Source organism: Ruegeria sp. CDSA034 (assembly GCF_059612275.1).
In genome coordinates this window covers 67,107-86,292 of sequence record NZ_JBXWQH010000014.1, presented here as the reverse complement: position 1 = coordinate 86,292, position 19,186 = coordinate 67,107, and the positions used below count along the sequence as shown (strand labels likewise).

General features: G+C 58.9%; 17 protein-coding genes. 12 read left to right on the top strand and 5 right to left on the bottom strand.

The genetic code is table 11. The annotated features are described in order from the left end of the window. The first annotated feature begins 39 nt into the window (after positions 1–39). The 3 genes from AC2FLJ_RS18970 (at position 40) to AC2FLJ_RS18960 (ending at position 1,661) form a co-directional block, all read left to right on the top strand. Complete coding sequence (locus tag AC2FLJ_RS18970; protein ID WP_472724204.1) at positions 40–504, top strand: NUDIX hydrolase; 465 nt, start codon at positions 40–42, stop codon at positions 502–504. Positions 505–575: 71 nt separating this feature from the next. Then, the gene (locus AC2FLJ_RS18965) at positions 576–1,019 is read left to right on the top strand and encodes a DUF1178 family protein (protein ID WP_108861745.1); all 444 of its coding nucleotides are present in this window, start codon (positions 576–578) and stop codon (positions 1,017–1,019) included. A 3-nt stretch (positions 1,020–1,022) separates the two neighbouring features. Then, positions 1,023–1,661, top strand: coding sequence for an SDR family NAD(P)-dependent oxidoreductase (locus tag AC2FLJ_RS18960; protein WP_496707168.1), 639 nt, complete (start codon positions 1,023–1,025; stop codon positions 1,659–1,661). On the opposite strand, the gene AC2FLJ_RS18955 is transcribed toward AC2FLJ_RS18960, so the two are convergent. Then, on the bottom strand, positions 1,655–2,008 hold the full coding sequence (locus tag AC2FLJ_RS18955; RefSeq protein WP_496707167.1) for a hypothetical protein: 354 nt from the start codon (positions 2,006–2,008) through the stop codon (positions 1,655–1,657). The two genes, AC2FLJ_RS18960 and AC2FLJ_RS18955, sit on opposite strands and share 7 nt — an antisense overlap. Positions 2,009–2,173: 165 nt before the next feature. Here AC2FLJ_RS18955 and AC2FLJ_RS18950 point away from each other — a divergent pair, with 165 nt between their 5' ends. The 6 genes from AC2FLJ_RS18950 (at position 2,174) to AC2FLJ_RS18925 (ending at position 10,957) form a co-directional block, all read left to right on the top strand. After that, entirely contained in the window at positions 2,174–3,412 is a 1,239-nt protein-coding gene (locus tag AC2FLJ_RS18950) for an aspartate kinase (protein WP_058272246.1), read from the top strand. 46 nt (positions 3,413–3,458) lie between these two features. Beyond that, positions 3,459–5,702, top strand: coding sequence for a phosphoenolpyruvate--protein phosphotransferase (gene ptsP / locus AC2FLJ_RS18945; protein WP_113790526.1), 2,244 nt, complete (start codon positions 3,459–3,461; stop codon positions 5,700–5,702). Positions 5,703–5,819: 117 nt separating this feature from the next. Further along, entirely contained in the window at positions 5,820–7,265 is a 1,446-nt protein-coding gene (gene zwf, locus AC2FLJ_RS18940) for a glucose-6-phosphate dehydrogenase (RefSeq protein ID WP_496707166.1), read from the top strand. 2 nt (positions 7,266–7,267) lie between these two features. Then, entirely contained in the window at positions 7,268–9,073 is a 1,806-nt protein-coding gene (gene edd, locus AC2FLJ_RS18935; protein ID WP_496707164.1) for a phosphogluconate dehydratase, read from the top strand. A 3-nt stretch (positions 9,074–9,076) separates the two neighbouring features. Continuing rightward, entirely contained in the window at positions 9,077–9,709 is a 633-nt protein-coding gene (gene eda / locus AC2FLJ_RS18930; protein ID WP_282120010.1) for a bifunctional 4-hydroxy-2-oxoglutarate aldolase/2-dehydro-3-deoxy-phosphogluconate aldolase, read from the top strand. A gap of 51 nt (positions 9,710–9,760) precedes the next feature. Then, the gene (locus AC2FLJ_RS18925) at positions 9,761–10,957 is read left to right on the top strand and encodes a pyridoxal-phosphate-dependent aminotransferase family protein (protein ID WP_496707162.1); all 1,197 of its coding nucleotides are present in this window, start codon (positions 9,761–9,763) and stop codon (positions 10,955–10,957) included. Here the strand turns inward: AC2FLJ_RS18925 and AC2FLJ_RS18920 are convergent. Further along, positions 10,954–12,054 (bottom strand): pyridoxal phosphate-dependent aminotransferase, encoded by a 1,101-nt coding sequence (locus AC2FLJ_RS18920; protein ID WP_496707161.1) that lies wholly within the window; start codon positions 12,052–12,054, stop codon positions 10,954–10,956. The two genes, AC2FLJ_RS18925 and AC2FLJ_RS18920, sit on opposite strands and share 4 nt — an antisense overlap. Before the next feature lie 95 nt (positions 12,055–12,149). Between AC2FLJ_RS18920 and AC2FLJ_RS18915 the strand changes: the two genes are divergently transcribed. The 3 genes from AC2FLJ_RS18915 to AC2FLJ_RS18905 all read left to right on the top strand — a co-directional run bounded on the left by AC2FLJ_RS18915 (position 12,150) and on the right by AC2FLJ_RS18905 (position 14,436). Then, on the top strand, positions 12,150–13,220 hold the full coding sequence (locus AC2FLJ_RS18915; protein WP_496707160.1) for an SMP-30/gluconolactonase/LRE family protein: 1,071 nt from the start codon (positions 12,150–12,152) through the stop codon (positions 13,218–13,220). 65 nt (positions 13,221–13,285) lie between these two features. Next, positions 13,286–14,068: a crotonase/enoyl-CoA hydratase family protein gene (locus AC2FLJ_RS18910; RefSeq protein ID WP_496707159.1), complete on the top strand. Its 783-nt coding sequence runs from the start codon at positions 13,286–13,288 to the stop codon at positions 14,066–14,068. Further along, positions 14,065–14,436: a VOC family protein gene (locus AC2FLJ_RS18905; protein ID WP_496707157.1), complete on the top strand. Its 372-nt coding sequence runs from the start codon at positions 14,065–14,067 to the stop codon at positions 14,434–14,436. The genes AC2FLJ_RS18910 and AC2FLJ_RS18905 overlap by 4 nt, the downstream gene beginning before the upstream one ends. Here the strand turns inward: AC2FLJ_RS18905 and AC2FLJ_RS18900 are convergent. From AC2FLJ_RS18900 to AC2FLJ_RS18890, 3 genes are all read right to left on the bottom strand, one after another. After that, the gene (locus AC2FLJ_RS18900; protein WP_496707156.1) at positions 14,433–14,765 is read right to left on the bottom strand and encodes a DnaJ family domain-containing protein; all 333 of its coding nucleotides are present in this window, start codon (positions 14,763–14,765) and stop codon (positions 14,433–14,435) included. The genes AC2FLJ_RS18905 and AC2FLJ_RS18900 overlap by 4 nt on opposite strands. A 39-nt stretch (positions 14,766–14,804) precedes the next feature. Next, on the bottom strand, positions 14,805–15,968 hold the full coding sequence (locus tag AC2FLJ_RS18895) for a benzoate/H(+) symporter BenE family transporter (RefSeq protein ID WP_496707154.1): 1,164 nt from the start codon (positions 15,966–15,968) through the stop codon (positions 14,805–14,807). A 137-nt stretch (positions 15,969–16,105) separates the two neighbouring features. Beyond that, positions 16,106–19,174 carry a valine--tRNA ligase gene (locus tag AC2FLJ_RS18890; RefSeq protein WP_496707152.1) on the bottom strand — a complete coding sequence of 1,023 codons (3,069 nt, stop codon included), beginning with the start codon at positions 19,172–19,174 and terminating at the stop codon, positions 16,106–16,108. Positions 19,175–19,186: the final 12 nt, after the last annotated feature.

The window sequence follows — 19,186 nt, the reverse complement described above, 5'->3', positions numbered from 1 at the left end:
GGCGATTGAGGATGAAAGCAGTTTGAAAGGTGGTGCGGCGTGATCGGTGCGAGGCAACCGACGTGTCTGCGGGGAAGCGAACAGCACCTGCGGCTTAAGCATCAATCGGCAGCGCTCTGCTATCGCATCAAACACGGAAAGCTCAGGGTTTTGCTGATCACAACGCGCAAATCCAAGCGCTGGATCATACCGAAGGGCTGGCTGATCGCGGATATGACACCATCGCAAACCGCCAGACGAGAAGCTTGGGAAGAGGCTGGGGTTAAAGGCAATTGCGCAATCAAGCCCATGGGTCGTTTCTCATATTTGAAACCCCGCTCCAGTACGAACCCCGTATTGTGTCTGGTGGATGTCTTTCCCCTCTGTGTTACGTCCATTGCGCCTGAATTTCCTGAACGGGCCCAACGAAAGCGAAAATGGGTTTCGCCTAAAAAAGCGGCCTCTCTGGTGAAATCGCGGGAACTGTCCCTTTTGTTACGCCGTCTTGGCCCGATTCTACACTGAGTCGCCTTGCGAAGGGCTTGATCTTGCCATGTCTGTCGGTATCTATTTGCCTACCGGAAAATGGACGGACCATGATTCAATATTCGCTGAAATGCAGCCGCGACCATACATTTGACAGTTGGTTTCAATCGGCCGCCGCTTACGACAAACTCGCCTCCGCAGGTATGGTGACCTGCGTTGTGTGTGGTGACGCGCAAGTAGATAAGGCTATCATGACCCCTCGCGTTCGTCCGGCCCGCAATGCCCAGACAACTGAACCACAAAGCAAACAAGTGGATGTCGCGACCCCGTCGCCAGATATCGAGAAGGTGCTGGCCGATCTGCGCCGCAAGGTCGAGGAAAACTCGGACTATGTCGGTAAGGATTTTGCCAAAGAAGCGCGTAAGATCCATTTGGGCGATGCGCCCGAACGCGCGATTTATGGCGAGGCCAAGCCCGATGAAGCCAAAGCGCTGATCGAAGACGGTGTGCCGGTTTCGCCGCTTCCATTTCTTCCCACCCGTAAAACGAACTGACCCATGCATATCGTTATCACCGGGGCTAATCGCGGAATTGGGCAAGCTCTGGCAGATCGTTATCGCGCGCAGGGCCATGACGTTACCGGAACCGCACGGGATTCCAGTGCGCAGCTTGTACTGGATGTGACAGACCCGAGGCAGCAGGCTTCTATGGCAGAAGGGCTTGCGGGTCGTCCGGTTGATCTGTTGATCTGCAACGCCGGGGTCTATCTGGACAAAGGCCACGGAATAGACGGCTATCCTGCCGACATGTGGGCGCAGAGTTTTGCGACCAATGTGACGGGCGTGTTTCTAACCGTGCAGGTGCTTTTGCCCAATCTTCGGGCAGCGCAAGGCAAAGTTGTGATCCTGTCGTCGCAGATGGCGTCGCACACACGCGCGCCCGGTGGCAGCTATATTTATCGCGCGTCCAAAGCAGCAGCCCTGAATTTGGGGCGGAATCTGGCCACTGATCTGCGTGCAGATGGTATATCGGTGGGCATCTACCATCCGGGGTGGGTGCAGACGGATATGGGCGGCACTCAGGCTGAGATCACTGTGGATCAGGCAACAAATGGGCTGCTTTGCCGCTTTGAGTCACTGTCACTGGCCACGACCGGGTGTTTTGAAACCTGGGACGGTCAGCCGCACGATTATTGACGTTTCAAAGCCGCCGTGGGGATTTCGTAAACTTCATCGGGGTCGATGAAGACCACTGTCAGGTCACCCCGTGTTTCGTGACTGATCCGGGCCGGTGAGCTGCTGGAGGTCGGTACGCCATCGGTGAAATAGATGCTGCGTACTTCGGCGCCGCCCAGCCCCACTGCCAAGGTCATGGTCCCATCGTCATGGTGTCGCAGCTCGGCGTGGCAGCTGCTCAGCGCTGCTCCGCCTTTGGCACAGGGCACCGTACCCAGTGCATTCTTGCCGTCGGTTGCAGCCAGCGTTGAGACCTGTGCAAAGGCGGATGAGGATAAAAGGACGAGGGCTGCGGCAGCGCGGATCATGGAGAACCTCTGGGAATAAATGCGAGTTGCAGGCTGACAGCCTCTTGGTCGGTTGTAAAGCGATCAGGTGCGGCCATCCGACTGGTTTTGAACTCTTGCCCTTGCGGCCCCCCTCGCATAAGACGCACGGGACCAGAAATCCAAGGCGCGGAGACACTTGCCCCCATGCCCTTACTCGTGATGAAATTTGGCGGCACTTCGGTGGCCAACCTTGACCGTATCCGCCGCGCAGCCAAGCGCATCGGCGTCGAAGTGGCGAAGGGCTATGACGTGATCGTCATCGTGTCGGCCATGTCCGGCAAGACGAACGAGCTTGTGGGCTGGGTCGATGAAACTTCACCGCTATATGATGCGCGTGAATATGATGCCGTCGTTTCCTCGGGTGAGAATATCACGGCTGGTCTGATGGCGTTGACGCTGCAGGAAATGGATGTCCCGGCACGCAGTTGGCAGGGCTGGCAGGTTCCGCTGATGACCACCAGCGCCCACAGCCAGGCCCGGATCGAAGAAATTCCGACCGATAACCTGAACCAGAAGTTTGGCGAGGGCATGAAGGTTGCCGTTGTCGCCGGGTTCCAGGGCATCAGCCCCGAAGGCCGTATCACGACCTTGGGCCGGGGTGGGTCGGACACCACCGCCGTGGCATTTGCCGCCGCCTTCGGTGCCGAGCGGTGCGACATCTACACGGATGTTGACGGTGTCTATACCACCGACCCGCGCATCTGCGAGAAGGCACGCAAGCTGGACCGTATTTCGTTCGAGGAAATGCTGGAATTGGCCTCGTTGGGGGCAAAGGTGCTGCAAACCCGCTCGGTCGAATTGGCGATGCGGTATAAGGTGAAACTGCGCGTTCTCTCAAGTTTTGAGGAACAATCCGACGAGGCTGGTACGCTGGTCTGCGATGAGGAGGATATCATGGAATCCAATGTTGTGGCCGGTGTGGCCTATTCCCGCGACGAAGCCAAGATGACCGTTGTCTCGGTGGCTGACCGCCCGGGCATCGCGTCGATCATTTTTACCGCGCTTAGCGATGCGGGCGTGAATGTCGATATGATCGTGCAGAACATCTCGGACGAAGGGCGCACGGACATGACCTTTTCCTGCCCCACCGATCAGGTGGCCCGCGCCGAACAGGCATTGCTGGCGATCAAGGATGCGGGTGAGCTGAATTATGCCGAACTGGTCGCGGATCAGGATGTCTGCAAGGTCTCGGTCGTGGGTATCGGTATGCGCTCGCAGTCGGGCGTGGCGGCCAAGATGTTCAAGATACTCTCGGATGAGGGGATCAACATCAAGGTCATTACAACCTCCGAGATAAAAATTTCCGTCCTAGTCGACAGGAAATACATGGAACTTGCTGTTCAGGCACTGCATGATGCCTTTGAATTGGACAAGGCGGCCTGAGCATTTCAGCCAAAGGTCTCGCCTGATTCCGTAATTTGGGTGGGATATGGCGGAAGGCACCGAAACTGAATCCCGCAAGCTGCTGGGGCGGCTGCGCGAAGAGATGGCGAGTGAAGCCGCCGGTCAGGAACGTCTTGACCGGATCACGCATCTGATTGCCGACAGTATTCGGGCCGAGGTGTGCTCGATCTACCTGTTCCGGGATGCCGACACCCTTGAGCTTTGCGCGACTGAAGGGTTGTCGCCAGAGGCGGTTCACAAAACACGTATGCGGTTGGGTGAAGGGCTTGTGGGTCATGTTGCGCAATCCGGCAAGGTTGTGAACACCGCAGACGCGCCTTCGACCAAGGGGTTTCGGTATATGCCGGAAACCGGCGAAGAGAGGTTCTCGTCCTTCATCGGGGTGCCGATCCAGCGTTTGGGTGAAAAGCTGGGCGTACTGGTCGTGCAATCCCGTGATGCGCGCGTGTATTCAGCCGACGAGGTCTATGCTCTGGAAGTGGTCGCCATGGTTCTGGCCGAGATGACCGAGCTTGGTGCCTTTGTGGGCGAGGGCGCAGCGCTTTCACCCCGGCACCAGCAATCGGTGCAATTTGAGGGGGGACCAGCACAGGAAGGATCTGCCGAAGGGCATGTCTGGTTGCATGAGCCCCGTGTTGTCGTCACCAACCCGATTGCCGACGATCCCCACCGCGAACGTGAACGCCTGAACGAGGCCGTGGATGAGCTGCGCGTGGGCGTCGACAAGATGCTTGAGATTTCGCAGGGCGGTGACAAGGAACAATTGCAGGTTCTGGAAGCCTATCGCATGTTCGCCAATTCCAAAGGCTGGATGCGCCGGATGGAAGAGGACATTGCCCTGGGCCTTAGCGCCGAAGCGGCGGTTGAGAAAGAACAGTCGCAAGCGCGGGCGCGCATGGGGCAGGTTACCGACCCCTATCTGCGGGAAAGGCTGGCAGATCTGGATGACCTCAGCAACCGGCTGCTGCGCATTCTGACCGGGCAGGGGGGCACCAACGGGGCCGACCTGCCACCCGATCCGATCCTGGTTGCCCGAAATATCGGGCCTGGGGATCTGTTGGAATATGGTCGCTCGTTGAAAGGGATCGTTCTTGAGGAAGGCTCGGTCGGTAGCCACGCAACGATTGTGGCTCGCGCCCTGGCAATTCCACTGGTGGTTCACGTTGGGCACATCACGACCGAGGCGTTGAACGGAGATCATATTCTGGTTGATGGCGATCAGGGTATGGTCCAACTGCGTCCGGAAGATACGGTTGTCTCTGCGTTTCGCGATAAAATCGCAATGCAGGCTAAAGCGCAGGAACGCTATGCCTCGATCCGCGATACTCCGACAGTGACGCGCGATGGTGAACGGATCAATCTGGTTATGAACGCGGGTCTGATGGCGGATCTGCCGTCGTTGGGCAATTCCGGGGCCGAGGGTGTGGGCCTATTCCGCACCGAGCTTCAGTTCCTGATCCGCAATCAGATGCCCAAGCGGTCCGAGCTTGTGACACAATATCAGCGCGTCATGGATGCTGCTGGCGACATGCGCGTGGTGTTCCGCACACTGGATATCGGGTCGGACAAAGTTCTGCCCTACATGAAGCACGTCGAAGAGCCCAACCCGGCTTTGGGCTGGCGCGCTATTCGCGTTGGTCTGGATAAGCGCGGCGTTATGCGGATGCAGTTGCAGGCGTTGATGCGTGCAGCCAATGGGCGGCCTTTGACAATCATGTTCCCGTTTGTGGCGCAGGCCGAAGAATACCGTGAGGCACGTTGGGAAGTGAACAAGACCATCGAACGCGAAAAGCGCCTTGGTCATGTGCTGCCAGAATCGATCGAAGTTGGCGCAATGCTGGAAACGCCGTCTCTCGCCTTTGCCCCGCAGAAGTTCTTTGACGAGGTCGATTTCGTCTCGATCGGGGGCAACGACCTGAAACAGTTCTTTTTTGCCGCTGACCGCGAAAACGAGCTGGTGCGCCGACGCTATGACACGCTGAATGTCAGCTTCCTGACCTTCATCGAACGGATTGTCGAACGCTGCAATATCTCGAACACGCCGTTGTCTTTCTGTGGCGAGGATGCCGGGCGACCGGTTGAGGCGCTTTGTCTGGCAGCCATGGGTATTCGGACCCTGTCTATGCGCCCTGCGTCGATAGGCCCGGTCAAAAGCGTGCTGTTGCGCGCCGATCTGCAGTCACTGCGTAAGATCATCGCTGACGCCCGCCATCGTGGAGACCAATCGGTTCGATCCTCGGTAATGGAGTGGTTGCGGAATCAGGGTTGATTTTCCAGTTGCGCTTCCCTATTCAGTGCCTGAATGTTAGCGGTAACAATGCTTGCATCACAAGGACCAGTGATAACTGCGTCTGAGTGATGCCAGCAGATTTGAAGGAGCCCATAGATGGTTTCACGCGTAATCCCGGTAGACCCGTTCGATCTGGTGCTATTCGGCGCGACCGGCGATCTGGCGCAGCGCAAGATCTTGCCCGGGCTCTATCATCGGTTCGAAGTCGGCCAGATGCCCGAAGACGCAAAGATCATCGGCACGGCGCGGTCCGACATGAACAGTGACGGGTTCCGTGACCAAATACGCGCCTCGATGAAAGAATTTGCGCCTGCGTTCAAAAAGGACGTTCTGGATCAGTTTCTAAGCCATGTTGAATATGTTCCCGTTGACGCAATGGGGGACTCCGGCTGGAAAGACCTTGCCAAAACCTTGCGTCCTGACGTTGTGCGCGCGTTCTACCTGTCAGTTGGCCCCAGCCTTTTCTCTGGCATCGCAAAAAGGCTCAGCGATTATGGTATGGCGACGCCCGACAGCCGTATCGTGGTCGAAAAACCTTTTGGCCACGACCTCGCCTCAGCCAAGGCGCTGAACTCCGGGCTGCGAGCCTGCTTTGAAGAGCATCAGATATATCGGATTGACCACTACTTGGGAAAGGAAACCGTGCAGAACCTGATGGCACTGCGCTTTGCCAATTCCCTGTTCGAACCTCTCTGGAACGCGACACATGTCGATCATGTTCAGATTACCGTGGCAGAGACTGTTGGCGTCGAAGGGCGCGGAGCCTATTACGATCAGTCCGGTGCAATGCGGGACATGGTGCAGAACCATCTGGTTCAGCTATTGTGCCTGACTGCGATGGAACCTCCGTCCAAATTTTCGCCCAACGCCGTGCGTGACGAGAAGGTCAAGGTGATCGAGGCGCTGGAGCCTGTTGCGCCGTCTGACATCGCACGCGGCCAATATCGTTCGAGCAAAGGTGGCGACGGTTATTTGGATCATGTTGGCAACCCCGCGAGCCGCACAGAAAGTTACATCGCTCTTAAGGCTCATATCGGCAACTGGCGCTGGGCCAGTGTGCCGTTCTATTTGCGAACTGGAAAACGCCTGCGGGCTCGCGAATCCGAAATCGCGGTGTTTTTCCGGGATCCGCCGCATACGATCTTCCCCAATGTCGGCCCGCTGCACGGCAACGTGCTGGTGATCCGCCTGCAACCGGACGAAGGTATTACCCTGCGAACAACGATTAAAGAACCGGGGCAGGGCGGGTTCCGCCTGTCAGATGTTGCACTGGACATGAGTTTTGCCGAGGCGCTTGGGGATGAGGCGCAATCGCCGGACGCCTATGAACGACTGATCATGGATGTCATTCGTGGCGACCAAACCCTGTTTATGCGCGGCGACGAAGCCGAAGCCGCCTGGGCCTGGGTTGATCCCATTATTCACAGTTGGGAAGAGCGTGGAGATCGCCCCGCGAAATATGATCAGGGCAGTTCCGGCCCAGAAGAAGCGCTGATGCTGATGCATCGCGATGGGCGCCGCTGGCGTCAGATCGGAGGGTAATCATGATTAATACAGTCATCACCGACGTCACTCAACGCATCATCGACCGCAGCGCCGGACTGCGCGGCCCGCATATTGAGCGTATGGAACATGCCCGATCCAAGGGACCGGCGCGCGCGCATTTGTCTTGCAGCGGTCAAGCCCATGCCTATGCCGGTGCGGGTGAGGATCAGCAAGCGATGGCCACTGATACGGCCGGTAATCTGGGCATCGTCACCGCCTATAACGACATGCTTTCCGCCCACCAGCCGTTCGAGCGTTATCCCGGCCTGATCCGCGATGCGATCCGAGCCGCAGGTGGCACTGCACAAGTTGCGGGTGGCGTGCCAGCCATGTGTGACGGTGTCACCCAAGGCGAGGCGGGGATGGAGTTGTCTCTGTTTTCGCGTGACGTCATTGCCCTGGCGACCGGAGTGGCGCTGAGCCATAACACCTACGATGCGGCCGTTTTCCTGGGCGTCTGTGACAAGATCGTACCCGGTTTGATTATCGGCGCACAGGCGTTCGGCCACCTGCCCGCTGTGTTCCTGCCAGCCGGACCGATGACCAGCGGTCTGCCCAACGATGAAAAAGCCAAGATTCGCCAGAAATTTGCCGCAGGAGAGATCGGCCGTGACGAGCTTATGGCCGCTGAAATGGCCGCGTATCACGGACCGGGCACTTGTACTTTTTATGGCACCGCGAACACCAATCAGATGCTGATGGAATTTATGGGCCTGCACCTGCCAGGCTCCAGCTTTGTGAATCCCAACACGCCTCTGCGGGATGCGCTGACCGAGGAAGGTGCGCGCCGCGCCCTGTCGCTGAGTGCGCTGGGCAACCACTATACACCAGTCTATCAGGTACTGGATGAGCGTGCGTTTGTGAACGGCATCGTGGGTCTGATGGCCACGGGTGGGTCGACCAACCTGCTGATCCATTTGATCGCAATGGCGCGGGCAGGTGGTATCGTGTTGGATTGGCAGGATTTTTCTGACATTTCCGCCGTGGTGCCTTTGGTTGCTCGGGTTTATCCGAACGGTCTGGCAGACGTGAACCACTTCCACGCAGCGGGTGGTCTTGGGTACTGCATTGGAACGCTACTGGAAGACGGGCTGCTGCACCCCGACACTCTAACCGTCGCAGGGCAGGGGCTGCAGAATTATACCAAAGAACCGAAGCTGAAGAACGGTGAACTGGTTTGGGAAGACGGGGCTGGCCACAGTCTGAACGAAAAAATCGTCCGTCCGGCGAAAGACCCGTTCCAACCCACTGGTGGGTTGTCGCGTCTGACCGGCAATCTGGGCACCGGCGTGATGAAGGTTTCGGCCGTCGCCCCGGAACATCAGGTTGTCGAAGCGCCTGCACGCGTGTTCCATGATCAGGACGAAGCAAAAGCCGCGTTCAAGGCCGGAGAGTTCACCGGCGATGTCATCGTTGTTGTCCGGTTCCAGGGACCCAAAGCAAATGGCATGCCCGAGCTTCACTCGCTGACGCCGATCCTGTCGATCTTGCAGGGCCGCGGGCAAAAGGTGGCGCTTGTAACCGATGGTCGTATGTCCGGCGCGTCCGGCAAAGTCCCTGCGGCGATCCATGTCTGCCCCGAGGCGCTGGATGGCGGGCCGATCGCTTACCTGCAGGATGGCGACATCTTGCGCGTCGATGCGGTGAAGGGTGAGTTGGAGATTCTGACCCCCGGGGTTCTGGACCGTGCCCCTGCCACTGCTGATCTGTCGGCCAACCAACACGGCGTGGGGCGTGACCTGTTCGCTACCTTCCGCCAAAACGTCGGATCAGCAGACACCGGCGCCAGTATTTTCGGAGTTTGACCCATGTCCAAAACCCAACGCACGCGTGAAATCTGCGCACTTGCGCCCATTGTTCCTGTCCTTGTCGTCGATGATGCGGCTCAGGCGCGCTCTTTGGCCGAGGCGCTTGTCGCAGGTGGCCTCCCCGCGCTTGAGGTTACTCTGCGCACACCCGCCGCGCTGGACGCGATCCGCGCGATGGCGGATGTTCCGGGCGGCGTCGTCGGCGCAGGAACTTTGGTGACGCCCGAAGATGTGCGCGCCGCGAAAGAGGCAGGCGCGCAATTCGGGGTCTCGCCCGGTGCCACCGACATTCTGATCGCGGCTTGCGAGGCCGAAGGCTTGCCCTTGTTGCCCGGCGCCGCCACAGCCAGTGAGGCGATGCGTCTGTTGGAAAAGGGCTATGACATGCTCAAGTTCTTCCCGGCCGAAGCATCGGGTGGTGCACCGGCGTTGAAGGCGATCGGCGCACCGTTGCCGCAAATCAAGTTTTGTCCGACCGGTGGTGTGTCGCCCGAAAATGCAAAGAATTACCTGTCCTTGTCCAATGTGGTTTGCGCGGGCGGAAGCTGGGTTGCGCCGAAAAAGATGGTCATTGATGGGGATTGGGCCGGTATCGAAAACCTTGCGCGCGCGGCCTCCAAGCTGATGGATTGACGCCGCTTAAAGCTGCGCTAGGGTGGGCGTCAATTCATACAGGTTGATCCCATGATAAACTCCATTTCCCTGGCGCAAGGTCGCGAATATCTGGCGATTCCAGGACCTTCGGTCATTCCAGACGCGGTGTTGCAAGCCATGCACCGCCCGTCACCGAATATCTACGAGGGCGAGCTGATCGAGATGATGCCGTCGCTGACCCGCGATCTGTGTCGCGTGGCGCGGACCGAGCATAGCGTTGCTATCTATATCTCTAACGGCCACGGAACGTGGGAAGCCGCGCTGTCCAACGTCATCGCACCCGGTGAAACGGTTCTAGCCCCCGCATCTGGCCGATTTACCCATGGCTGGGCCGAGATGGCCGAGGGTATCGGCGCCAAGGTTCAATTGATCGACTTCGGCTCGTCCTCGGCGTGGGATTTTGACCGTATTGCCGAGGCATTGCGTGACGACAAAGCCCACATGATCAAGGCGGTACTGGCCGTTCATGTGGACACGTCAAGCTCAATCCGGAACGACATTCCAGCACTACGCGCCTTGTTGGACGATCTGGACCACCCGGCGCTTTTGATGGCGGATTGCATTGCCTCGCTGGGGTGTGACCGGTTCGAAATGGATGCCTGGGGCGTCGACGTCACGGTTACGGCCTGTCAGAAGGGGCTGATGACACCCGCTGGCACCGGCTTTGTCTTCTTCAATGACAAGGCACAGGCCAAACGGGCCGCTATGCCACGAGTTTCGCAGTATTGGGACTGGCAGCCACGATCCAACCCCGACCTGTTCTATCAGTATTTCAACGGCACCGCACCGACCCATCACCTCTACGGTTTGCGCGCAGCCTTAGACATGATCCATGCCGAGGGGATGGAACAGGTTTGGGCGCGGCACGAGAGGCTAGCCACGGCCATCTGGGAAGCATGTGAAACCTGGGCGCAAGGTGACGCGCTGCATTTGAATGTTGCGGAGCGTCAACATCGCAGCCATGCTGTCACCGCCTTGCGACTAACCGAGGGACGCGGCACGCCATTGCGCGAGTTCACTGAAAACCAAATGGGGTTGACCCTTGGTATTGGTCTGGGGATGGACGACTGGGAAGGATGCTTCCGTCTTGGCCATATGGGTCACGTCAACGGCCAGATGGTTATGGCTACTTTGGGCGGTCTGGAAACAGCCTTGGCCGCGCTGGATATCCCTCGCGGCAACGGCGCGTTAGAAGCTGCAGCTGCGGTGCTTGCGTCGAAGACCTAACGCCGCGCCTCGGCAAGCGCTTTTGGCAATGCTGTGGCAAAGGCATCCAGATCGGCTGCCTCGCCACAGCTGACGCGGATGCAGCGATTTTGCGGGGCGGCAAAGGGCATACGCACGAAAATGCTCTGCGCAACCAGCGAGTCCAGAACTGCCTTGGCAAAGGCCCCATCCTTCCCGCAATTAATGGCGACGAAATTGGTTGCCGAAGGAAGGGGCTCCAACCCGTTCTTGCGGGCAATCTGGCTGATCCGATCACGCGCTTCGGTAATCTTGGTCTGAACATGATTTAGCCACTCGGCATCATTCAGTGCGGCCAGCGCACCGGCCTGCGCGGCTCGGTTCATTCCGAAATGGTTGCGCACCTTATTGAAGGCTGAAATCAGGCCGGGTGCGCCGATGGCATAGCCAACCCGCGCGCCCGCCATGCCGTACACCTTGGAAAAAGTTCGCATCCGGATCACCCGCGGATCGTCTGCTGCCACAGGGGCGGCGGTGCCTTCAGGCGCACATTCCACATAGGCCTCGTCCAATACAAGCAAACACCCGTCAGGCAGATCGTCCAGCGCCGCCACGATATCCGCTCCGGAATGCCAGCTACCCATCGGGTTGTCAGGATTGGCCAGATACACCAGCTTGGCATCCACTTCACCCGCCTTGGCAAACAGCGCCACCGGGTCCTCGTGGTCGTCGCGATACGGCACTTTGTGGAGCGTTCCGCCGAACCCAGCCACATGGTAGTTGAAGGTCGGATATGCCCCATCTGAGGTGACAACCGCGTCTCCGGATCCGACCAGTAGCCGCACCAGGTAACCCAACAGCCCGTCGATGCCTTCGCCAACCACGATGTTTTCCGACCCGACTCCATGGTGATCCGCCAATGCAGCGCGCAGATCGTGGTTTTCCGGATCGCCATACATCCAGATCCCCGTTTCTGCCATTGCCGCTATGGCGTGCGGAGAGGGTCCAAACACGCTTTCATTTGCGCCCAGCCGCGCCACAAATGGCGCGCCACGCTGGCGTTCCTGCGTTTCGGGGCCAACAAACGGCACGGTTGCAGGCAGGGATTGGGCAAGCGGGGTATAGCGTGGCTCTGTCATGGGGGCAGATAAACGTAAGGTCATACGACAGGCAAGCTTGCGTTGCAGGATGCTGCTCCGCATTGTTCGCGTAACGATTAAAGGGAGGAGCGCGCATGCGCATTGTTTTGGGCTTGTTGATTGTCGGCCTCGCCTATCTGGTTTTCTGGCCGGTCCCGGTTCAACCGGTGGCATGGACCCCACCCGAAGCACTGGGTTTCACTGGTGACTTTGCCGAGAACAATGCGTTGGACCAGCTGGAGCTGATCTCGTTGCCTGACGGTGAGAAAGGCCCCGAAGACATTGCCATCATGCCGGGCGGGTCCGTGTACACGACCAGCTTGTCCGGGGCACTGTACCGAATAGACGACGAGGTCCCGGTGAAAGTTGACGATCTCGGCGGTCGGCCCTTGGGGCTGACGGTCGGTCCGGATGGGGTGCTTTATATCGCCGACAGTTTCCGCGGCATCATGCGATGGACAGGCCCCGGTACGCTGCAGCCAGTGGTGTCCGAGATAAACGGCGCGCCGGTGATCTATGCAAATCAATTGGACGTGGCGAAGGATGGGACGATCTATTTCTCAAACTCGTCCGATCGGTTCGATCCCGAAACGATGGGCGGGACCAAACCGACTTCGGTACTGACCATCTGGGAGCAATCGGACACAGGTTACGTTGCCCGTCACGCGCCCGATGGCACGACCGAGAAACTGGCCGAAGGCTTTGTCTACACAAACGGCGTCGCGTTGTCGCCGGGTGAGGATTTTCTGCTGATCGCCGAAACCGGGCGCGCCCGGGTGCACAAGCTTTGGCTGACAGGCCCGAAGGCCGGGCAGCAAGAGGTCCTGATGGACAATCTCCCAGGCTATCCCGACAACATCGAGGCACAGGGCGATGGTACGTATTGGATGGCCTTTGCCAGCCCGCGCGTGCCAAGCGAGGCACTGATGCCATACCCGTTCTTGCGCAAGGTGATCTGGCGACTGGGGCCGACGGTGCGGCCTGCGCCGATCCATCGCGGGATGATGGTGCAGTTTGACGGCGACGGGAACATCCTGCAGACCTTGCAAGACCCCGGGGGTCGGCTGGGCATCACCACGGGTGGCAAGTTGGCCGGGGGACATTTCTACGTCATGACATTGGATTCGCCCTGGTTCGGGCGCATGCCTGCGTCAAATCTGCCCTAACGTTGAGGTGGAACTGCCTGATCCATCGGGGCATTGTACCCCTAACCGGAATTGAGAGGCCTGAGATGTCACGAGTATCCGTCGAATACAAAAATCACATCGCGCACGTAACTCTGACGCGCGGCGACAAGATGAATGCGCTGGATGATGCGATGATAAAGGCCATCATTTCTGCGGGGCAGGAGGTCGCTGCCTCGGATGCCCGTGCGGTGGTGCTATCGGGTGAAGGCAAAAGCTTTTGCGCGGGTCTGGACATGGCCAGCTTTGCGAGCATGGCGCAAACGGACCCGACCGAATGGTTGATGACCCGCAGCCACAAGGACGCCAATGAAGTGCAGGAAGTTGCCTTGGTTTGGCAACGCGTGCCCGTTCCCGTCATTTGTGCCATTCAGGGTGTTGCTTATGGCGGCGGTTTGCAACTTGCGCTGGGCGCTGACATCCGGATAGCACATCCCGAGGCTAAACTCGCCGTGATGGAGATGAAGTGGGGTCTGATCCCCGACATGGGCGGGATGGTTCTGCTGCCAAAGCTGGTCCGGTCGGACGTTTTACGCCTGTTGACCTATTCGGCCCGCCCCATCGGTGCCGCGCAGGCGGCGGACTGGGGGCTGGTTACCAAACTGTCGGATGACCCACTGACCGAGTCATTGGCCTTGGCCGAAGACATCGCTGGTCAAAGCCCTTCGGCCATCCGCGCGGCCAAGCGCCTGATAGAGGTTGCGGAAGCCAAGCCTCGCACAGAGGTGCTGCTGGAGGAGTCATCAGAGCAGGCGGAGCTGATCGGCAAACCCGACCAGATGGAGGTCATTGCGGCGAATTTGCAAGGTCGCAAGCCAGAGTTCAAATGATCTCGGCACCTGTCACACGATTGATCCTGTACACCAAAGACATCGACAAGATGGTACATTTCTATAAGACGCATTTTGGCTATGCAGTGCGCCAACTGGAAGGGGACCGGATTGTAGAGCTTGTGCCTGACGGGGACGGGGTGCGCCTGTTGTTACATCCGGCCAGCAAGGCCGCTCGGCAGGGGCAAGCAGCGGTCAAAATTGTTTTTGATGTCGTGGACGTTGCCAAGTTTTGCAGACAAGCCGCACAGCACGGGCTGAAATTCGGTCCGATCCACTCGGCGGATGGCTACAGTTTCGCAAATGCCAAGGATCCATCGGGAAACTCGATTTCCGTGTCAAGCAGGGCATTTGCGCCCGGCAATTAACGCATAAAAGCCCGTCGTGCATCACGGGCCATATTGTATCGCATCTCAAGCTCGGCGATCTTAGCCATAGTCACTTTACGCTCGTCAGCATCGGACTGCGACGCATAGGTTTTGCGGGCGGCATCCAACTCTTTCTTGATGCTGAACTCTTCGGGAAGAACGCCTGCTTGCGCCATGATCCGATGACCGGCGGCGACGGCCGGATCGGTCTGAGCCTCGGACGAACGGTCAGGCAGCGGCTGGCCTTCGCCCTCCAGCCCCTCTAGTTGACCTTCGGCTTGCGCCTTTTTGATCTGGCGTTCGACCAGTTTTCCGAGCGATCCAAACATAGGTTCATAGTACCCGACCAGCACAGCGGGGGAAAGCTGTCATCTGGATCGGTTGGTAACCAGATAGGCGATACCACCTGCGGCCAAACCCCAGACGGCAGCGCCCAGGCCGTAGACAGTGATGCCTGATGCGGTGATGGCGAATGTCAGAATCGCCGCTTCGCGTTCGGCGGGAACCTCTAATGCGGCAAAGGTCGCGTTTGCCATCACACCGATCAGGGCAATGCCGGTCAGAGTGCCCATGAGCAATGGGTCGGCGTGGGCCGCGAACCCGGTGATTGCCACGGCAAAGACGCCAAATACGCAGTAAAATAGGCCTGCCATAACCGCTGACCAGTAACGCTGGTTCGGGTCCGGGTAGCTGTCTTCGTTTGAACACATCGCAGCGGTAATCGCGGCAAGGCACGTGGCCGGAGCGCCAAAGGGGGCAGACAGAATACTGGCTCCTCCGACGGCTGAGAACAACTTGCCAGCAATTGGCGCATACCCAAAGCTGCGCATGACGGCGATGCCGGGTATGTTTTGCGTAGCCATGGTGACGATGAACAGGGGGATGCCAATCCCGATCGCCGATGCGATCGAGAATGTCGGAATGGTCCAGACAGGGGCGGCGACCAGATGCTCGGGTCGGACCGAACCGTCACCGGCGTTCAATACAACGACGATTGCCGCGGCAACCACTGCGGCAGGAACTGCGATCAACCGATTGATCCGCCCAGCGATAAACCACGTCAGAATGACCGGTAGCGCTTGCCAGGGCAGCTCAACTGCCGCCTTGAACGGAATGATGCATAAGGGCAGCAAAACCCCGCCCAGCATGGCCTGTGCAAGTGTTGTCGGGATAGCGGCCGCAAGCCGTCCAAGCGGACGCCACATTCCGGCAACAACAGTCAGGGCTCCGGCGCAAAGAAAGGCCCCAACTGCATCAGAAAATCCGACCAATGGGGTCGCCGAGACCGCCAGCAGAGCGGCACCGGGTGTTGACCATGCCACGCTGATCGGCTGCCGGTACCAAAGGCTGACCACAATCGCCGTCACCCCCATTGCAACCGCGGCCATCATCAAACCCGAGGCCGCCTCAGCCTCCGAGGCGCCCATTGCAATAAGGCCCTGCAGCACGATCGGGAAAGAGCTGAAAAAGCCGACAACGGCCACCACAAGGCCAGTCGAAATTGTCTGCACAGGAGGGAAAGGGCGCGCCATGACTTCCTCGGAGTTGTCTGCAGAGATTGCTAACAATCGCAAGCGGATAGAAACAAGGTGAAATGCGTCACCGAACAAAAAAACCCGCCGGGTGAGCGGCGGGTGTTAGATTTTGAGTATTTGCGAAAAGACGAAGATCAGGCGATTTCGGCCAAACGGGCGAGGGCCTCATTCAGTTTCGCCTCTTCCTCTTCGCGGGCGGCAAGGTTGGCTTTGGCTTCCGCGACGACCTCTTCCGGGGCCGAGGCCACGAATTTGGGGTTGTTCAGACGTCCGCGCAGACCGCCCAATTCCTTGGCCAGCTTGCCCTTGGCTTTCTCCAACCGTTCCTTTTCCGCGCCAATGTCGATGATATCCGCCAATGGCAGGCCGAAACTCGCGCCGGGGGCGGCAATCGAGATGGTGCCTTTGGGCAGTTCATCCCCCTTGGTCAGGCTGTCGATCCGTGCCAGGCGTTTGATCAGCGCTTCGTTGCGGTCCCATGCGGCTTGCCCATTCGCGTCGATCTCGGTCACCAGCATCGGCACATAGAGGCCGGCTGGAACCCGCATCTGCGCACGGGCCGAGCGTGTGTTTTCGATAACCGAGATCACCCAGTTCATCTCACGATCCGCATCCGCGTCGATCAGGTCGGCGGCGGCATAGGTCGGCCAATCGGCGTGGACGGCCATTTTGGCACGGTCGCCGGTCAAGCCCCACAGCTCTTCGGTGATGAAGGGCATGATCGGGTGCAGCAGGACCATGCACTGATCCAGAACCCAACGCATGGTCGCGCGGGTCTCGGCTTGGGCCTCGGCATCATCGCCTTGCAGCAGTGGCTTGGACAGCTCCACGTACCAGTCGCAAACCTTACCCCAGACAAAGGCATAAAGCCCGTTGGCCGCGTCGTTGAAGCGATAGCTTTCCAGCGCCGCGTCGACCTCTTCCCGCACACGTGCGGTTTCGCCGATGATCCAGCGGTTCACCGCAGCTTTGGGCTTCAGGTCAGCCACGTCCAGTTGAGGAACGGCGTCGGTGAAGACCTCGTTCATCTCGGCAAAGCGGACAGCATTCCACAGCTTGGTGCCGAAGTTGCGATAGCCGGTGATGCGTTCACGGGACAGTTTCAGCACGCCGCCAATCGCCGCCATCGAGGCGTTGGTAAAGCGCAGCGCGTCGGCACCGAATTCGTCCACGATTTCCAGCGGGTCGATGACGTTGCCGGTGGTTTTGGACATCTTCTTGCCCTTCTCGTCACGGACGAGCTGGTGCAGGTAGACAGTGTGGAACGGGATCTCGTTCATCACGGCCAGCTGCATCATCATCATCCGGGCGACCCAGAAGAACAGGATGTCCGCGCCGGTGATCAGGACATCGGTCGGGAAGTAGCGCTCCAGTTCTTCGGTCTTTTCGGGCCAGCCCAGCGTGCCGATGGGCCAGAGACCGGAAGAGAACCAGGTGTCGAGGACGTCGGGGTCGCGGCGAATGATCACAAAATCGCCATTGCCTCTAAGCGCGGCCGTTTCTACGGCATCGTCAAACATGTCGTTGCCTTCAGCATGCTCGACGACGTGCGAAACATCGTAAAACTCACGAGCCGCGTTCTGGGCTTCTTCGAATGTTGCAGCACAGAAAGGTACCAGTTCCGGGCTGTCGTAATCGACGCCCAGAGGCTTCTGGCTCGGGTCTTTCTTCGGCCCATACCAAACCGGAATCTGATGGCCCCACCACAGCTGGCGCGAGATGCACCAGGGCTCGATGTTTTCCAGCCAGTGGTAATAGGTCTTCTCGCCCGACTCCGGCAGGATTTTGACTGTACCGTCCTTAACCGCATCCAGCGCGGGGCCGACGATCTTTTCGGCATCCACGAACCACTGATCGGTGAACATTGGCTCGATCACAACTTTCGAGCGGTCGCCGAAGGGCTGCATGATCGGTTTGCTCTCGACCAGCGGCACCAGTGCGGCAGGATCTTCATCATCGCCCAACTTGGTGCCCAGAACCGGGTCATCTGCACGGGTCATCACAGCCAGACCGTCGGTGTTGATCTCTTCGACCACTTTCGCGCGCGCCTCGAACCGGTCGAGACCCCGCAGATGGTCGGGAACAAGGTTAATCGCGTCGATCTCGTTCTCGGTGAACTCACGCCCGCGTGCGTATTCCTGCGCTTTACCAGCCTCTTCGGCGTAGGGCGCACCATCAGCCCGCATCGCGCCTTTGGTGTCCATCAGACGGTACATCGGAATGCCGCCGCGCTTGGCGACCATGTTGTCGTTGAAGTCATGTGCACCAGTGATCTTCACCGCACCCGAGCCGAAATCAGGATCGGGGTAGTCATCGGTGATGATCGGGATCTGGCGACGATGCTCCTTCGGACCAACCGGGATTTCGCAGAGTTTCCCAACGATTGGCGCATACCGTTCATCCGACGGATGAACCGCAACCGCGCCGTCACCCAGCATGGTTTCGGGGCGGGTCGTGGCAATCGAAATGTAATCGCGTTCTTCTTCGAAAACGACGTTCCCGTCCTCATCCTTCTCGATATAGGTGTAGGTTTCACCACCAGCCAGCGGATACTTGAAGTTCCACATGTGGCCCGCGACCTCAATATTCTCGACCTCAAGGTCCGAGATCGCGGTCTCGAAATGGGGGTCCCAATTGACCAACCGCTTGCCGCGATAGATCAGGCCCTTTTCATACATGTCGACGAAGACCTTGATGACCGCGTCGTGGAAGTTGGCCGAGTTTTCATGCCCGGTGCGCGGATCGCGTGGTGCCCCCGCCATGGTGAAGGCGTTGCGCGACCAGTCACAGGAGGAGCCAAGACGTTTCAGCTGCTCGATGATCGTGCCGCCGTATTCGCCCTTCCATTCCCAGACCTTGTCCAGAAAAGCCTCGCGACCCAGCTCGTTTCGGCTGGGCTGTTGGGTGGCGGCCAGCATCTTTTCAACCTGCATCTGGGTGGCGATACCGGCATGGTCCTGACCGGGCTGCCAAAGCGTGTCGAAGCCGCGCATCCGGTGCCAGCGGGTCAGGATATCCTGCAAGGTGTTGTTGAACGCGTGGCCCACATGCAATGCGCCCGTCACGTTGGGAGGCGGGATCATGATGGTAAAGCTTTCGTCGCGCGATCTGTTCGCGCCTGCCTTGAAGGCCCCGGCCCGTTCCCAAGCCTCATAAATGCGGGCCTCAGCCTCGGCCGCGTTGAATGTCTTTTCCATCGCCATTGGATGCGTCCT

Bases quoted from the DNA above. Each gene is read 5' to 3' on its own strand.
- AC2FLJ_RS18965 (WP_108861745.1), top strand. From the start codon at position 576: ATGATTCAATATTCGCTGAAATGCAGCCGCGACCATACATTTGACAGT.
- AC2FLJ_RS18960 (WP_496707168.1), top strand. From the start codon at position 1,023: ATGCATATCGTTATCACCGGGGCTAATCGCGGAATTGGGCAAGCTCTG.
- AC2FLJ_RS18955 (WP_496707167.1), bottom strand. From the start codon at position 2,008: ATGATCCGCGCTGCCGCAGCCCTCGTCCTTTTATCCTCATCCGCCTTT.
- AC2FLJ_RS18950 (WP_058272246.1), top strand. From the start codon at position 2,174: ATGCCCTTACTCGTGATGAAATTTGGCGGCACTTCGGTGGCCAACCTT.
- ptsP (WP_113790526.1), top strand. From the start codon at position 3,459: ATGGCGGAAGGCACCGAAACTGAATCCCGCAAGCTGCTGGGGCGGCTG.
- zwf (WP_496707166.1), top strand. From the start codon at position 5,820: ATGGTTTCACGCGTAATCCCGGTAGACCCGTTCGATCTGGTGCTATTC.
- edd (WP_496707164.1), top strand. From the start codon at position 7,268: ATGATTAATACAGTCATCACCGACGTCACTCAACGCATCATCGACCGC.
- eda (WP_282120010.1), top strand. From the start codon at position 9,077: ATGTCCAAAACCCAACGCACGCGTGAAATCTGCGCACTTGCGCCCATT.
- AC2FLJ_RS18925 (WP_496707162.1), top strand. From the start codon at position 9,761: ATGATAAACTCCATTTCCCTGGCGCAAGGTCGCGAATATCTGGCGATT.
- AC2FLJ_RS18920 (WP_496707161.1), bottom strand. From the start codon at position 12,054: ATGACAGAGCCACGCTATACCCCGCTTGCCCAATCCCTGCCTGCAACC.
- AC2FLJ_RS18915 (WP_496707160.1), top strand. From the start codon at position 12,150: ATGCGCATTGTTTTGGGCTTGTTGATTGTCGGCCTCGCCTATCTGGTT.
- AC2FLJ_RS18910 (WP_496707159.1), top strand. From the start codon at position 13,286: ATGTCACGAGTATCCGTCGAATACAAAAATCACATCGCGCACGTAACT.
- AC2FLJ_RS18905 (WP_496707157.1), top strand. From the start codon at position 14,065: ATGATCTCGGCACCTGTCACACGATTGATCCTGTACACCAAAGACATC.
- AC2FLJ_RS18900 (WP_496707156.1), bottom strand. From the start codon at position 14,765: ATGTTTGGATCGCTCGGAAAACTGGTCGAACGCCAGATCAAAAAGGCG.
- AC2FLJ_RS18895 (WP_496707154.1), bottom strand. From the start codon at position 15,968: ATGGCGCGCCCTTTCCCTCCTGTGCAGACAATTTCGACTGGCCTTGTG.
- AC2FLJ_RS18890 (WP_496707152.1), bottom strand. From the start codon at position 19,174: ATGGCGATGGAAAAGACATTCAACGCGGCCGAGGCTGAGGCCCGCATT.